This is a genomic window from Streptococcus vestibularis (assembly GCF_900636445.1).
GTDB lineage: Bacteria > Bacillota > Bacilli > Lactobacillales > Streptococcaceae > Streptococcus > Streptococcus vestibularis.
In genome coordinates, this window is the sequence record NZ_LR134275.1 from 1,006,120 (window position 1) to 1,020,779 (window position 14,660).

The 14,660-nt window shown below is 36.2% G+C and carries 17 protein-coding genes; 1 reads left to right on the forward strand and 16 read right to left on the reverse strand.

The genetic code is table 11. The features are described from left to right. Nucleotides 1–49 precede the first annotated feature (49 nt). The 7 genes from EL076_RS05110 to EL076_RS05135 all read right to left on the reverse strand — a co-directional run bounded on the left by EL076_RS05110 (nt 50) and on the right by EL076_RS05135 (nt 3,876). Complete coding sequence (locus EL076_RS05110) at nt 50–1,186, reverse strand: AI-2E family transporter (protein WP_003092608.1); 1,137 nt, start codon at nt 1,184–1,186, stop codon at nt 50–52. Nucleotides 1,187–1,264: 78 nt separating this feature from the next. Further along, nucleotides 1,265–1,861 carry a histidine phosphatase family protein gene (locus EL076_RS05115; protein WP_064519740.1) on the reverse strand — a complete coding sequence of 199 codons (597 nt, stop codon included), beginning with the start codon at nt 1,859–1,861 and terminating at the stop codon, nt 1,265–1,267. Further along, nucleotides 1,858–2,466: a histidine phosphatase family protein gene (locus EL076_RS05120; protein WP_003097124.1), complete on the reverse strand. Its 609-nt coding sequence runs from the start codon at nt 2,464–2,466 to the stop codon at nt 1,858–1,860. Before EL076_RS05120 ends, EL076_RS05115 begins: the two co-directional genes overlap by 4 nt. Further along, nucleotides 2,463–3,065, reverse strand: a complete 603-nt coding sequence (locus tag EL076_RS05125; RefSeq protein ID WP_126429506.1) for a histidine phosphatase family protein — start codon at nt 3,063–3,065, stop codon at nt 2,463–2,465. Before EL076_RS05125 ends, EL076_RS05120 begins: the two co-directional genes overlap by 4 nt. Before the next feature lie 17 nt (nt 3,066–3,082). After that, nucleotides 3,083–3,277 (reverse strand): HAD hydrolase family protein, encoded by a 195-nt coding sequence (locus EL076_RS10280; protein WP_227278735.1) that lies wholly within the window; start codon nt 3,275–3,277, stop codon nt 3,083–3,085. Between the two features lie 2 nt (nt 3,278–3,279). Next, nucleotides 3,280–3,453, reverse strand: coding sequence for an HAD family hydrolase (locus tag EL076_RS10285; RefSeq protein WP_227278734.1), 174 nt, complete (start codon nt 3,451–3,453; stop codon nt 3,280–3,282). Between the two features lie 210 nt (nt 3,454–3,663). Next, nucleotides 3,664–3,876, reverse strand: a complete 213-nt coding sequence (locus EL076_RS05135) for an HAD hydrolase family protein (protein WP_126429508.1) — start codon at nt 3,874–3,876, stop codon at nt 3,664–3,666. Between the two features lie 187 nt (nt 3,877–4,063). On the opposite strand from EL076_RS05135, the gene EL076_RS05140 reads away from it, so the two are divergent. Then, the gene (locus EL076_RS05140) at nt 4,064–5,041 is read left to right on the forward strand and encodes a phosphodiester glycosidase family protein (RefSeq protein WP_126430148.1); all 978 of its coding nucleotides are present in this window, start codon (nt 4,064–4,066) and stop codon (nt 5,039–5,041) included. A gap of 32 nt (nt 5,042–5,073) precedes the next feature. On the opposite strand, the gene EL076_RS05145 is transcribed toward EL076_RS05140, so the two are convergent. The 9 genes from EL076_RS05145 to EL076_RS05185 are packed head-to-tail and all read right to left on the reverse strand — an operon-like array spanning nt 5,074 to nt 14,660. Beyond that, nucleotides 5,074–6,126, reverse strand: coding sequence for a sugar transferase (locus EL076_RS05145; protein ID WP_126429510.1), 1,053 nt, complete (start codon nt 6,124–6,126; stop codon nt 5,074–5,076). A 10-nt stretch (nt 6,127–6,136) separates the two neighbouring features. Further along, nucleotides 6,137–7,129 carry a stealth family protein gene (locus EL076_RS05150; protein ID WP_126429512.1) on the reverse strand — a complete coding sequence of 331 codons (993 nt, stop codon included), beginning with the start codon at nt 7,127–7,129 and terminating at the stop codon, nt 6,137–6,139. Continuing rightward, nucleotides 7,126–8,226, reverse strand: a complete 1,101-nt coding sequence (glf, locus tag EL076_RS05155; protein ID WP_126429514.1) for a UDP-galactopyranose mutase — start codon at nt 8,224–8,226, stop codon at nt 7,126–7,128. Before glf ends, EL076_RS05150 begins: the two co-directional genes overlap by 4 nt. 10 nt (nt 8,227–8,236) lie before the next feature. Continuing rightward, nucleotides 8,237–9,652 carry a flippase gene (locus EL076_RS05160; RefSeq protein WP_003092703.1) on the reverse strand — a complete coding sequence of 472 codons (1,416 nt, stop codon included), beginning with the start codon at nt 9,650–9,652 and terminating at the stop codon, nt 8,237–8,239. After that, nucleotides 9,649–10,803, reverse strand: a complete 1,155-nt coding sequence (locus EL076_RS05165; RefSeq protein WP_126429516.1) for a polysaccharide polymerase — start codon at nt 10,801–10,803, stop codon at nt 9,649–9,651. Before EL076_RS05165 ends, EL076_RS05160 begins: the two co-directional genes overlap by 4 nt. 33 nt (nt 10,804–10,836) lie before the next feature. Further along, complete coding sequence (locus tag EL076_RS05170) at nt 10,837–11,907, reverse strand: glycosyltransferase family 2 protein (protein ID WP_048788580.1); 1,071 nt, start codon at nt 11,905–11,907, stop codon at nt 10,837–10,839. Continuing rightward, on the reverse strand, nt 11,904–12,872 hold the full coding sequence (locus EL076_RS05175) for a DUF6625 family protein (RefSeq protein WP_126429518.1): 969 nt from the start codon (nt 12,870–12,872) through the stop codon (nt 11,904–11,906). Before EL076_RS05175 ends, EL076_RS05170 begins: the two co-directional genes overlap by 4 nt. Further along, nucleotides 12,869–13,510: a DUF1919 domain-containing protein gene (locus EL076_RS05180; RefSeq protein ID WP_126429520.1), complete on the reverse strand. Its 642-nt coding sequence runs from the start codon at nt 13,508–13,510 to the stop codon at nt 12,869–12,871. The genes EL076_RS05175 and EL076_RS05180 overlap by 4 nt, the downstream gene beginning before the upstream one ends. A 1-nt stretch (nt 13,511) precedes the next feature. Then, nucleotides 13,512–14,660 (reverse strand): glycosyltransferase family 4 protein, encoded by a 1,149-nt coding sequence (locus EL076_RS05185; protein WP_126429522.1) that lies wholly within the window; start codon nt 14,658–14,660, stop codon nt 13,512–13,514.

Consider the following 14,660-nt stretch of genomic DNA (forward strand, 5'->3'; position numbering starts at 1 on the left):
TTGAAATCTGATACTATAACACGAAAAAACAGACCGAAGTCTGTTTGAATTAATCACTATTTTCTAAAGAAGCAACTGCTTTGGCTTCTTCGCGTGTAACCACATTATCCTTAACAATCTGATAAAGGGTTGCGGCTACTGGAACGGAAACCAACATACCCAAGATCCCCGCTAAGGCAGATCCTATGGTAATGGCAAAGATAACCCAAATGCCTGGAAGTCCGGTAGAACCACCAACCACATAGGGATAGATGAGATTTCCTTCAAACTGTTGCAGAATAACCACGTAGGCAACAAACAAAAGTGCCAAGGTCACGGAATGAGTCATAATCAAAATGGTACCAATGGTAACACCAATATAGGCACCCACAACTGGTATCATTGCTGAAAAGCCAATCAGGATAGAAATGGTCGCAGCATAAGGAAAATTAAAGATACGCATCCCAATATAACATAAGGTCCCCAAAATGCAGGCTTCAATAGACTGATAGACAAAGAAATTGCGGAAACGATTATTTAGAATACCAACCACATAGTGGAAAGTTTTACCATAACGCCCCAAATAGACATCTACTAAGCGATTAACCTGATTACCAAGTTTCTCCTTCCCAGCTAAGACATAGCAAGAAAAGACAACACTAATAAAGAGATTAATCAAAGTTGACGGTAGGCTAGTCAAGGAAGTCAAGAAATTCGTCAAACCAGTCATGATTTGTTGAAGTAACTGAGCACTGTAGCTATTGATTAGCTCTCTAACCTGTGTCACACCACCCAGGTCTTGGATAACCTTCTGCAAAGATTTGTTCTTAAGTAACCAATTAATCAAATTATTAATAGCCGAGCGATCTTGACTAATCAAGGTATTGATACTGTCAATCAAATCAGGAAGGACAGTGAATACTACCCAAGTAAAGACCAAACCGATGGTCGCAAAAGCCAAGAGCAGGGAAACGGGACGTTTAATTTTAGTGATAAAACCAAATGGTATAAACTTGACCAGTATTTTTTCATAAAAAGACATCAGGATATTGACCACAAAGGCAATTCCCGCTCCAACTAAGAAGGGCTGACTGGCGACAAATATCGTGTTACAAATCGAAACAACTGTTTCCCAATAGGTATATATCAAGAAACAGCTGAAAAACAGCACAGCCATCCAAATGAACTGATTTTTTGTAAACTTCATAGGCACTCCCAAATTTAAAATACCCTTCCATTATACACTAAGAAAGGGGTTCTTACTATCTTTTTTTAAAGAAAGAAACTAAAACTCCATGAATTCTTGATCAGTTAAAGGATCTATTAGTTTGACAAAGTGAAAGTCCGATCCATCGTAATCAAAGACCAAGATGGCACAATTGCCTGGACAAGACTGAAAAGCACGCTCTGGCTCCACAGCATGAAGAAAAGTCATCAAGGCTCCTGCGTGACTAACGGCTAAAATAGATTGGTCAGGATGCTTATCTACTATCTCCTTAGCACTCGCAACCACACGCATAACAAACTGATCTTGACTTTCTCCACCAAACTGGGCATAGTGGTCACCAAAATGCCCCACAACAGATGTCTTGGGATGAAGATACTCTGGCTGACCCTCAAAGATACCAAAATGCATTTCTTTAAGTCCCTTAACACGTTTATAATCAGTACGCCCAGTAGCCAATTCAAGCGTATCAGAAGCCCTTTCAGTTGTCGTGCAGTAATAATGATCAAAAGCCATATCATGTTTTTCAAAATAAGCACGCACCTGACGAGCTTGGTCTCTACCTTTTTCAGTCAAGGGCGAGTCACACCACCCTTGAATCCGATTAAGTGTGTTAAAAAGTGTTTGACCATGTCGCATTAAATAGAATCTTGTCATCCTTCTCCTCCGTAGATATACTCTTCTTCCACAGGGTTATAAATTGAAACCAATTCAAATTGACCTTGATTATAGGTAAAATGTAAGATAGAACAATTTTTAAGGCCATGAATATCTGGAACAGGATCTAAAACACGCCTACAGAACTGCAAAATAGATGGACCATGACTAACAAGCAAGGACTTAGAGCCCTCGGCCACACTCTCCATGATAGCTCTAACAGTCAACTCCATACGATCCCGGACTTGAGTTGTACTTTCACCACCAAATTGAACAAAGAAATCACCAAAGCCTTGTCCATCAGGTAAGGCTTTAGGGGTAAGATATTCTGGTTGCCCCTCAAAAGATCCAAAATCCTGTCCTCTAAGACCTTTAAGTCTTTCATAATCTGTTCGTCCTGTCACAATTTCTAGAGTATCGCTAGCTCTCTCAGAGGTTGACGTAAAGACATGATCAAAAATTGTCTCTTGCTTGGCTAGATACTGACCAGCCTTTTTAGCCTGTTCAATCCCGACTTCCGTCAAAGGAGCATCGCAGACCCCTTGAATCCTATGTTGAGCGTTAAATCGTGTTTGTCCATGTCTCATTAAATAAAATTCTTTCATAATGTCACCTCTAAACCAGAAATCGGGTCAACCACCTGAAGGAGTTCCAATTGCCCTTTGTTATAATCATAAACACAAATATTGCAGTTACCAAAGCCTATCCCTTCAGGAAATGGCAAATCCATAGTAATAATTAACCCCCATAAAGCCGCTCCATGACTAACAAATAGAAGATTCTCAGCACCCTCCTTAGTATGTTCTTCTGCTTTCTCTATGACAGTCTTTAAAACCCTCTGTCCAACCTTGCGAATATCTTCGCCACCGTATGGGACCAAGAGATCTTCAAAAGATCGTGAACCTGGACGATGTTTGGGTAGGAGATGCTCTGGTTGAGCTTCAAAAGACCCAAAATTCATTTCTTTAATTCCCTTGAGCTGGGTTACAGTGTACTCAGGCGCCACAATCTTTGCCGTGTCAGTTGCTCTCTCTTGCGTAGATGAACAGACAGCATCAAAAGAAATACCTTTCTCCGCAAAGTACTGCTTAGCTTGTTCTGCCTGACAGATTCCATTTTCAGTTAGAGGAGAGTCACACCATCCCTGAACACGCTTTTGTGTATTAAATAATGTCTCACCATGTCTCATTAAATATAACTTCATTACTTTACCACCCTTTTTTACGATAAACCTAAATAATCTTCTAAGATAGTCAATACGCCTTGATCCTTGTGGTGCGGTGCTATTTGGTCTGCCACTTGCAAAAGAGCAGGGCTGGCATTTTCCATCGCATAAGAATGACTAGACATATGCAGGAGCTCAATATCATTATCGCCATCACCAAAGGCCATAACATTTGCCTCAAACAAATCCAATCTTAAGTGTGAACTCCTTTTTGAATGAAATCAATGGCACCAAAACCGCTTGGAACATCTACAAGATTACCATCGAAATCATGATTAAAAGCCTCTGAAACACGATTAGCTTCTTCAGGACTCAGTAACATTGTAATTTTGATGAAATCATCATCTAACTCCTCAAGCCCATTCAAACGCTGAATGGCAGCTTCTAGGGCTTTTTGCTCTTATTCTGTTATCATCTCAGCAAAATTAACCCTAGACCCTTTTAACATATAGTAGCCTTGAGCACCATTAAATATAGTTGGCCTATCTAACAAATTATAATTGAAATAGCTTAGCAGGTTTTCAACATCATTTGATGCCATAAATTCCTGACATAAGAGCTGACCATAGCTAACCACCTATCCACCATTTTCAGCTACAAAATGCAGGCGGTCAAAAGTCTCTGCAAACATGGGTTTAAGACTACTCATACTATTACTTGATGCAACGACAAAGTGCATATCACGCGCAGCCATAGCATCTAAAATCTGATGAAAACGCTCCTTGTCATAGCTCCCTTTATCGTCTAAAAATGTCCCACCCCTATCTGATGCAATCACCTTAATAGACATAAAGTACCTCCTTGACTAACTTACTCTTATTATAACCTTTTTAGAAAACGCTTACCAGTATCATAATAGGAAAAACTGATACTATTCTTGGATATTTAATGCTCTTAAGATTGTGTTGCCAGCCTAGATTGTTTATAATGATAGTATGAAATTAAAAAAATTTTTAAGAATGCTATTTTCTCTTCTAATGATAGGTGCTATAGTTGGTGGACTAATCTACCTTACCATCTATTTCAATAACCGAGATATTAAGAAGCTTTCCATGCCATCAAACAAGGATGGATTGACCTTTAACATAGAAAATAAGGAGCTCCTCGACCAGTCAGTCCTACTTGAAAAAGGCAGTATTAAGAATGTAGATATGCAAATCTTGTCTTTTAAAAAAGATGGAAAATATGTCCTTCAAAAGGGAAAAACCGAAGATAATAATCCTGAACTTACAGAACACAATATTAAGTACGAGGCTAATCGTAGAGAAGCTCTTGCTCTTATTAACTCAGGTTTTTGGTCTTACGAAGGACTAGATCGTCCTTTCGCTCAAAAAGAAATCGGACTTGGCAAAACTGGCCTTCTTTATGGGGATGATCAAAATAATATAACTGCTGGGACCTATCCTAATATAGACACGGCACAAATGTTCACACACATGGGAAGTAACGGTTGGAATACAGGTGCCTTTGGAATTATCATTAAGGATAAAAAGCTAGATAAAAATTGGGAAAAAGGTGATCCTGATGAACCGAATGCCCGTTCTATTTACGTCGAGACCTATGATGGTATTATCCGTATTATCCAAACATACGGCCACACTTCTCTCAATAAAGGATTAAATCACAAAGATATTTATAATCTTTTGAAAAATTTAGGCTACTCAAATATTCGCCTAGCTTTCTTACTTGATGGTGGTGGAACGACTCGCATGTACACCCGATCTGACAATGGTAAAGAAAAGGTTGTTGGTGCCTTTGTTGATGACAGAACCTATATTGAGTACCTCTATCTCGCCAAGCGTGACAGCAATGCTACTGATCCATATATATGGCGTGATCAAGAGCTCGTAAAAGCAGGTAAATCAAAGTCAATCACTTATAAGGACTATATTGAAGCAATCTTTTCAAATGGAATAGTTCCAGGAACCCAATACCAATTTGAAATCTCTAAATAATACAAAAAATCCTCACAAACATGAGGATTTTCTTATTTCAAATTGTTTAATGCTGTAATCAGATAGTGACCATCACGGATGCCTTTACCAACACACTTAGCATTTTCAACCAAATCTTGATAGTTAGTATCTGAAAGATTGTCGATTGTCGCCTTCAAATCATGAAGCGACTCTACTGCAATCCCACAGCCGTTCTCAAGAACAAAGTGAGACAAGGCAGACTGTTTCCAAACTACAAGAGGAAAACCTGAGGCCAAGTATAGTGACGCCTTGTGAGAGTTGTTATAGCGTAGGTACTCACCAAATACACCACTACATGTCTCAGCGCTATCACCATCCCAGACAAGCCCAAAACCACCCTCAAGAGCTGATGGTAGCTCGTCAGGTAGGAATGACCCAAAGTAAGTCTCATTCGTAAGAGCTCTGCTCTCGTCGAAACCAACACCATAAAGGTTGTAAGCAGGTTCTTCAGGAATGGAGTAAAGATAACCAGCTTTTTCCTGAGCCAAATTACCAGCTACAATAATTGGCTGATTCTTAGTAAGCCCCGTCTTATCTTGGAAATTTGGAATCAAATAGTCGAAAATGCCAAGGCTAATAATCTTATCTGCATCGACCCCTTTATCCACCAAAACAGATTTCATAATTGGATTGTGGGCAATGATACCATCAGCTACACCTAAAAGACCTGATTCCTGGATTCTCATTCGAATTCTATGTTTTAATCGAGCAGCTTGACTATTCATAAAACGAAGTGCATCCAAATCATGGATGATAAACTGAATTTTCACACCTCTTTTTCTTGCTTTTTTAACAAGTAAAGTAGTGAAAAAACTATGATGAAGCATTGGAAATTGAATTAGAAGTTCATCCCCTTTATTCAAACGATTTAAAGACTGGCTGAATGATTTAGCCTTATGTATTTGAGCCTTTATTATACTCATATTGTACCAATTATCAACCGAAAGAACCAAGGCCTGATACCCTTCTCTCTTTACAATTTCTTCAACATCATTACGTGCCTTATTCCCGGCATTTTTCACATTATTATCGTGTAAGAATTCTTCTTTTAAATAGTATTTCATCTCTTATTTCTCATTTTTCAAAAGCTGATTTTTCAGGATAGCGTTTTTGTAAGATTTGCTTAAAATGAACGAGATTTTCTTCCTTAAAGTTACCATCGTCATTCACACAAAGCAGCTTTTTATGTTTATCTTCAAAGATTTTATCAAGTTTATCCACTTGATTTAAACCAATTGTCTCTCCAAAATTCTTTGACATAGGATAAAACTGGTTACTTTCAATTTGCCAGTGAGAACAGATGTATTGATTGACATCCACTCCATAGTCTCTCACTTGATTACGTGACGTTTTATCTAATGTTTCTCTTTCAATTTCCCATAAATGTGCCAAGGTACTCTTTTTCATTGGAACAGGTAAATGCTGGTTCACATAGCCTGTTGGCCCCCATGGCAAGAGTAGCAAGTTTTTCAAAACCAAAGACCCATAACGGTAATTAAAGAATTTCCAAGGTGAAGATTTTAAGGCTTTTTTATTAGGAAAATGACGATAAATTAATTCAACATTATTGTTATACGTATTCGTAAATGGTGACCAAGGAACCAAAGCATCATAAACCGCTAAAAGCTTCGGTTGTCCATGCTTATAAAAATCCGAAGGCTGGCTATCCCTTATTAAGTACATATCATCATTGAAATAGAGATAGTTTTCCGACAAGCCTTCAATCCGATGGAAGTTAAGCTCAATAGCCGCTGAATTATAAGTAGGTAGATACTCTTTAGGGATAAATTCCTTATGAGTGACCAATTTAAGTTTTGGATGCTCCAAGTTCAACCATTCAGGTTTTTGTCCATTGGTGACTAAGTAAACATGATTTACCCAAGGAGCATGTTTTTCAATCATTCGAAACCAATAATTAAAAATACCATAATCACGATAACGTTGCTCTCCATCAATCTCTTCGCCCAAATCATCAAAATGAGCAGTCACAGCTTGTTTCTCACGGATAAACTCTGGATCACTACCATCGACCCAGGGAACAACGATATCAATCTTTTCTTGTGTCATTTAGTAAATTCTTTCTCAACGACTTCCAAGGCACGCTCAATGACCACGTGCATGTCGTAGTATTTATAATCTGCAAGACGTCCACAGAAGATAACCTTGTTATTTTTCTCAGCTTCTTCTTGGTACTTGGCAAACATAGCATTGTTCTTTTCATCATTGATTGGGTAGTATGGCTCATCCCCACGTTTCCAGTCAGCTGGGTATTCGCGCGTGATGACAGTCTTTGGTTGGGTTCCATACTCGAAGTGCTTATGCTCAATGATACGAGTATAAGGAATCTTACGCTCTGTGTAGTTGACTACAGCATTACCTTGATGATTTTCCTCATCCAAGATTTCGTGTTCAAAACGCAGGCTGCGGTACTCCAACTCCCCATGCTTGTAGTCAAAGTACTGGTCAATCATCCCTGTAAAGACAACTTTTTCCGCTGATGCTTCAAGCTCTTCACGATTGGCAAAGAAGTCAACTCCAAGCTCTACTTCTACATCTCCAAGCATATTTTCAATGATGACATTGTAACCACCGATTGGAATCCCTTGATAACGGTCATTAAAGTAGTTATTATCAAAGGTTAAGCGAACTGGAAGACGTTTGATGATAAATGGTGGAAGGTCTGTTGCAGAACGTCCCCATTGTTTTTCCGTGTAACCTTTGATCAACTTTTCATAGATATCAGGACCAATCAACTTGATTGCTTGTTCTTCCAAGTTTTTAGGATCAACATCCTTCATGTCAGCCGTTTGCTCCGCAATCTTGTCCTTGACTTCTTGTGGAGTCTTGGTCCCCCACATAGCGTAGAAGGTATTCATGTTGAAGGGAAGATTGTAGAGGCTCCCCTTGTAGTTAGCCACTGGTGAGTTGATATAGTTGTTAAATTCAGCAAATTGGTTGACATAGTCCCATACTTTTTTATTAGACGTATGGAAAATGTGGGCACCATACTTGTGAACATTGATGCCTTCAACCTCCTCACAGTAGATATTTCCACCGATGTGATCACGTTTGTCAATCACTTTTACTTTTTTACCACGTTTTGTAGCTTCGTATGCGAAGATTGCTCCAGACAAACCAGCACCAACGATAAGATAATCGTACATATTCTTCTCCTTAGTTTTTCATTAACTGTTGTTTCAAGTCTTTCATATCAACGACACGCAAGACAAAAATTAAAATGACATAAATAATAGCTCCCACAAAGCCATCTACTGCTACATTTGCCATAGGTTTAAATTGGACAAACATCTTAAAGACAAAGAGCCCAAGATACATGACAACTGATGCTAAAATGATTTTAGACATAGCTGGAAGGATAGACACATCTTTCATGAATCCCCTTGAAAATTTCAGTTGGATAACCCATACCAAAGCCTCTGTTAAAACTGAAACAATAGAGGCTCCGACAAAACCAAATGGAGGAATTAACAAGAGATTAAGTCCCACACTGACAACTGCCGGAATAGTCGTAGAGAGCATAAACTCACGATGTTTATTGTGTGGAATCAAAATCTGAATCCCCATAATATTTGTCCATCCGATGAAGAACATCCTAAAGACCATGATGGCAATAGCAAGATAAGCCTCTTGAAAATCTTTCCCTAGGAAGAAACTCACAAAGTCCTTATTGACAATCAAGAGACCTGCTATAATCGGGAAAATTACCAGATTATAAATCAAGAAAGAAAGTTCATGCATCTTGTTAACTGCCTTATAATCACCACTAGATAGTAGACCAGATACCCTAGGAAGCATAACACTTCCTAAAGAAGTCACTAGAGTTAAAAGGATATTGATAATCTTCAATGCTTGATCATAAATACCGACATCATTGGTAGATGATAAGGCACCTAGCATCGTACGATCCAAAGTCACGTATAATGAAATGGCAACCTGCGGTAGAAAAAGCAAGATAACAGGCTTGAGATGTATCCTAGCGTAAGACAAATCAAAATGAGGATCACCAATATAAGATCTGGCTGGTAACCACATACTCAATTGGCCTAGCAATTCGAAGAAGGTCAAAAGGAAAACATAAAGATACAAATCACCAGGTGTTTTCACAAATAGGAAGATGGAAATAACACCTAAGACCTTCACCGTTGTATTCCTTGCGGTAATACGACGAAAATCCTCCAAGCCTTGGAATAACCAAGAAATATCCATTCCTTTTGATATCAAACTTAGTCCTAAGATATAAGCCACCATATTTTGCATGCCAGGAAAGAATAAACACAAAAGCGTATACAAGGCAAGAGACAAAATAGTAGCTATCAATTGAAGAGTATAAATACCCCAGAAATTTTTGCGAATATCCTTACGATGTGCTGAAATCTCCTTGGTCCCATAATTGGCAACACCTAAAGTCGCCAGGAGAATAAAGTAGGTCACAATCGAATTAAAGTAACCATAAGTACCTAAATCCTTTGAACTGAAAATACGAGTAACATAAGGTGTCGTAATGATCGGTAAAACAATAACCAGTAACTGGTAGGAAAGATTGTAGGCGTAGTTTTTAAGAACTTTCATGATAATTCAATTCTATCTTTCGTTTTGTATTGATTTGGCAAAAGACTTGCAAATAATGCAAACATAAAGATATTATATCCTGGTCTTACCCAAAAAGCTTCAATCATACAATTCACTGTAATAAGCGATAATAAGGCCAAGAATAAAAACATACCTTGTTTATAAAACCTTTTTGATGCAATAACATAAATCAATACCAGTAATACAACAGGAACAACTCCGTAATAGAATAACATTTGAATATAAGAGGAATCTACATAATTATAACTGTATACTGACTCTGTGGTACCACCATATCCAATAAACTTAACTCCAGTTGTTCCAAATAAATGTATGTCATAGGTATCTATTGCGTTTTTTCCTAAAAACAACCTCATACTGAATAAGTTGTTCAAACTTACAAATAGAGAAGAAGACCAGGTAAAGAAATATGTCAAATAAAACATTATGGAAGAAAAAATAGCTGCAGAATAAGGTAGGATTCCATAAATTTTGAATTTTCTTTCTTTAGTCACATACATTAGAATAAAAATGACAGTTGCTAAAAGTACAGAAAGAGCATTTAGCCTAGCATCACAAAATTTGATAATGAAAAATGACAAACTAAGACCTACCAAAGTTCGTAATATGATGAGTCTCTTACGTAGTATATATCCCCAGGCAATAAATAAATAAAAGCAGTGAGATGCAAAGTCAGTTGGATAAATGAAACCAAAGGAATTTCTAATCACTAAAACTGACGAACGGACCTGAGCAAACTGTAAATTTGGAATAACTCCCAGAATTGAAAGTACGAAAACTCCTAATACTATCGCTCCTGATACAATAACGTATGTTTTTAATATAACATCGATATCTGCATCATATAATAATAAAATTAACAATGAATAAAGTAAGAAATTAGTCCCCCCTGTACTCATAAATACGACAGAGCTTGTTGCTAGTAATAAAATAGAAGTTAAGATATAAAAGAAAGTGAATTTTTTTATATATAAAAATCTAAAACATAATAATAATGAAAAACAGATTAATAAAATAACCGGGAGATTTGGTATCGTTCTGTTTAACATTGTTGTCATAAGAGTATCGTACCCAACAATTAGGGTCAACACTAGGATAACCAAAAGGTTCTCAAACTTAATTTTTAACATAATACCTTTTTACTCTTAATAAAATAACTACACCTATTTAAAAGCAATTTTACGTAAGATTGGATTCATTTTTAATTTTTCAACAAATATGACAGTACTAAATTTTTTTCTTGCAAGAAGATCAATACATAGTCTCCGAAGAAAGGAGGAAATATCTTGCCGCCTTAATAACGTCTTATAAGACCCAATAATTTGATTCCTATTTCCTGAAAAAATATCGTAAAAAGCTTTATTAGCAATTATAGATCGCAGTAATTCTATCTTATCTTTCCTTCTCATATTTAAATTAGAAATTTGAAAGGTTGCGCTTACAATGATTTTCGTCTTAATTTCTTGAATTAATGTGGCATCTTCTAATTGGAACTGTTCAAGCAATTTATGTAATTCTTGAAGTTCATCTAATTGAATTTCAATTCTCCTAGGATGAAAACTGGTTAATGCTGAACCACTTCTACCAGCAATATAATTATAGAGTGTCGAATCAATAAATAGAATAGTATTTAAATGTCGATAAACTTGAAAATTGAATAAAGTATCTTCTCCTATTTGTTTATTAGGAAACCTAATATCATGCTTTAAAATAAATGTCTTGTTATAGATTCTTGACCAAACATTATACATCATATCAGTTTTGAATAATTCTATAAATTCATTTCTAAATTCATTCTTTCTAAGAAGACCACAATGTGTATAAAAATGAGGGCGACAAGACAATACCGTATTCTTATTTTCTTTAATTTCATTGTAGCCAAAACAAAGAACATCCCATTTTTGTTTTAAATTAGAAGAAATCTTATCAAAGAAATTATCTGACAAAAAATCATCCGGATCCATAAAATATAAATAATTTCCCTTCGATAAAGAAATACCTAAATTCCTAGCTTCTGCCACTCCGTTATTTTCGATGTGACTAACAAAAACATTTGAAAAATTACTTTGGTACTCATCACAAATCGCACCACTTTTATCACTTGAACCATCATTAATTAGCAGAATTTCATATGTGATTGATGACGGTTGCAAAAGTATTGAATCTAGACCCCTTCTTAAATAATTTTCAACATTATATACTGGAATAATAATGCTCAAATCTATATTATTCATTTACTCTTCATCCTTAACTTATGTCGAATAAAACCTAATGTCCATTTTTCTCTCTTAAACTTCTTTAAAAATGTTGACTTAACATGTTCCCAATAAAATCTATTATTTGTTACTTTTTCAATCTCTTGTATAGAAATTTTATCTCCAACGACTAGTCGGTTAGGTATAACATAAAATGAATCGACAACCTCAAACTCTGGACATTCAATCGTCCTTTTTTGGAAATGTGCATATAATGGATGTTTAACGACTAGCTTATTGTCTTTAATTTCAATACTTTCAAGTCCATTCTTTTCTGACCAAAAATAATAGCGTTTAGGTTCATCTTCACCATATTCTCGAAATGAGAAATGACTAATATCGATATCATGAAAGAATTTATCTTGCAGTTGTTTGAAATTACTTTTTTCAAAAATCTTTTGGATACCATCTGCCTCATCAAAAATAAAAGTTTGCTCGTTAGTGAAGACATTATGATAATCTAATCGATAGTTTAAACCTCTACCAGACATGAATACATGATTAACTTCTTGTGAATTTTTAAATATTTGGAGGTGACCAAAAAGACCATATCGAGCATAATCATTCTCAAAAAAGCTATGCTTTTCCAGAAATTGATAAATATCACCAAGTAAGACATCTGTATCACAAAATCCCCAGTAATCATACTCTTTTAATTCTTCTTCAAAAATAAGCCCGTAGGCAACCCTATAGTCACATAATTTATACGGAGTTTTGAGAGAAATTTCAAAATCAAATTTAGACTGTACTTTTTTTCTTAAATCATCAAACGAAAGAGTCTTAAATTCAATATTATCAGCGTTTAAAACTTCAAATTGGTCAACATTTTGATCAGTATAAATTAAGAAATCAATCTTTTGATTACGTTTGGCGGTCAACAAAAAATAAGGGAAAAACTTTGGAAGTTTTCCAAAATATGGAATAATGAGTCTTATCTTTTTCATTTACTTAAATCCTCTCCGCCCTTATTCAACCAGGTAACAACATTAAAATAGCGATGATACGTTTTCAAGTCGATGCCAACGTGCCCTTGCTTTTCAGCTGATTTGAAATGAACTAGGGAAGGTAAATCACTATAATTCTTAGAAGAGAAGATAACCTTACTCTTGTATGGAAGCTCTTCGAACTCTTTCATCAATTCATAAGTACAAGCATCATTATCATTGAACTTGAAATACAAATTATCCCAATGAATTCTTTCTAAACGACGGTTCCATTTTTGAGTTGTTTCTTTCTCATCTGCATAATGTAAGAAATGTAATTCGATATCGTCTAAAAGGGCAAGTGGATAAGCATTATCAAAGTCTTTAATGTATTTCGATTCCTTAACAAATTTCAAGGGGATATTTCCACTCAAATAGTGTTTTAAATTCTTGAGCATCTTGATGTAATCAGGAGAGAAAACAAACATCCCTACAAATGGCGTTTGATAAGGTAAGCCCAATTCCTGATAGACTTTTCCAGCCCAACAATTATCACAAATGATAGTAAAGTTTTTATTCTTAAGTCTTCTTCTAGGAATAAAGTTAATAATTGGATAAACAATTGGTTTTAATTTATTCTTAATTTTTTCAATATTCATCTTAGTATTTCTTATATAGCTCTGAGAAATTACGAATATAACTTTGTAATGAGAAAAGTTCTTTTTGACGTTTGACCGATGCCTTGCCAAATTGCTCTCTCTTCTCAGTCTTCTCAACTAATTCTTGAATGGCCTTCGATAATTCTGCAGGCTGATTTGGAGTGGCTAGGAGACCGTTTACCCCCTCCTTAACCATTTCACAGACACCACCATGACGATAACCAACTACAGGTTTGCCACAAGCCATTGCTTCGAGGACTACTGTTGGTAGAGGATCTGGATTGGTACTTGGTAAGACAAAGATATCAAACATATTATAGAGCTCTGTCGTCTTACTATAATAGTCAATACGCTTGATTTGTCTAGCTACTGGTAAGGCTGATATAGCTTTTTCCAACTCATCAACACGCCATTCTTCACCCTCAAATGCACTACCAGCCAAAAAGGCAACTGCTTTTGGATTAGCCTTCAAAATTGGAGTCACAGCTTCTAAAAAGTCGCCTTGCCCTTTCCAGGCATTAACTCGACCAACCATACCAATGACAAGCGAATCTTGTGCGATGCCAAACTGATCACGGACGGCCTTGGCATCCATTTCATGATATACGGCATTGTCAACACCATTATAGATGACTTGAACTTGGTCATTTTTTACAAAGCGAGACTGCTTGACGTGGTTGGCTACAGCATTTGATACCGTCACAATCGTATCAGCATAACGTCCCATCAAAAAGTTGATGAAATCTGAGATTGCTTTTGGTTTCACAATAATTTCATGCACATGCCAAATTAAAGGAAGTTTCAATTTACGTTTGAGATAAATCCCCTCAAGTACTGCAGTCGTATTGTTGTGAAGGAGAGTAATTCCATTTTCCTTAGCATATTCGGCGATTTTCTTTGAATAACGATTATATGAGCTAAAATACTCAAGAATCCCCTTAGGATTAAAATATTTACGACGCAAGATTGGATAATCGATAACTCTAACTTTAGCACCAACACTCTCCAATGCACCGGCTAGGACACCATCATTGGGTAAGATAACGTGTGCTTCAAATTCGTCTTTATTCAAACCTTTAATAAGCTCCAACAAAACCTTATCAGCGCCATACATTTCAGCACCAGCGTGGAGATATAAAATTTTCTGCAT